The sequence below is a fragment of the Kitasatospora sp. NPDC093558 genome (genome assembly GCF_040683475.1).
Classification (GTDB): Bacteria; Actinomycetota; Actinomycetes; order Streptomycetales; family Streptomycetaceae; genus Kitasatospora.
The window spans coordinates 1-1180 of sequence record NZ_JBFBDY010001300.1 but is presented as its reverse complement, the minus strand read 5'-3'; the positions used below and the strand labels follow the sequence as shown (position 1 = coordinate 1180).

The 1180-nt window shown below is 73.4% G+C and carries 1 protein-coding gene; it reads left to right on the top strand.

What is annotated here, in order from left to right; translation table 11 throughout:
* Window positions 1–24: 24 nt before the first annotated feature.
* A partial coding sequence (locus AB0O00_RS40525; RefSeq protein WP_363659664.1) for an acyltransferase domain-containing protein occupies window positions 25–1180 on the top strand: 1156 nt, incomplete at its 3' end.

The following is a 1180-nucleotide window of genomic DNA, read 5'->3' as shown; positions in this document are numbered from 1 at the left end:
CAACGGCTGGGAATGGGAGGGGAGTTGTATGGCCGGTTCCCGGTGTTCGCGCGGGCCTTCGACGAGGTGTGTGCGGAGCTGGATCCGCAGCTTCGGGACGTCGTGTGGGGCGACGATGAGGGGCTGCTGAACCGGACGGCGTACGCTCAGGCCGGGTTGTTCGCCGTCGAGGTGGCGCTGTTCCGGCTTCTCGAATCCCTGGGCGTGCGGCCGGAGTTCGTGGCCGGGCACTCGATCGGCGAGGTCGCCGCGGCGCACGTGGCCGGGGTGTTCTCGCTCGCGGACGCGTGCACGCTGGTGCGGGCTCGCGGCCGTCTGATGCAGGCGCTGCCCGAGGGCGGCGCGATGCTGGCAGTGCAGGCGACGGAGAGCGAAGTCCTGCCACTGCTGGGCGAGTTCGTGTCGATCGCTGCCGCGAACGGCCCGACCTCCGTCGTCGTTTCCGGCACGGAGGAGGCCGTCGAGGCGGTCCGCACGCACTTCGCCGACCGCAAGACCACGCGGCTGCGGGTCTCGCACGCGTTCCACTCGCCGCTGATGGACCCGATGCTGGAGGAGTTCCGTGACGTCCTCAACGGGCTGACGTACCACGCTCCTTCGCTCCCGGTCGTCTCCAATCTGACCGGCTCCCTCGGCGAGGACTTCACCACCCCCGACTACTGGGTGCGCCACGTCCGCGAGGCCGTCCGCTTCGGCGACGGCATCCGCACCCTGCACGCAGCCGGGGGCACCCGCTTCCTCGAACTCGGCCCCGACGGTGTGCTCACCGCCATGGCGGCCGAGTCGCTCCCCGCCGACGCGGCCTTGGCGGCCGTCCTGCGCAAGGACCGCCCCGAGGAGCCGGCCCTCCTGGAGGCGCTCGCCCGCCTGCACGTGCGCGGCGCGGGGCCGGACTGGACGGCGGTGCTCGCCGGGTCGGGCGGCCGTCGCGTCGACCTGCCCACGTACGCGTTCCAGCGGCAGCGGTACTGGCTGCCCGAGCTCCAGCGCCGCGACAGTGCCGCGCCTGTGGCCGACCCGGTCGAGGACGCGTTCTGGACGGCCGTCGAGTCCGGTGACCTGCGGGAGGCGTCGGCGGTCCTCGGGATCGCGGAGGAGGCGGCCGAGGCCTCGCTGGAACGCCTGCTGCCGGTCCTGGCCTCCTGGCGCGGGCAGCGGCGCCTGCTCGGCGCGCTCGACG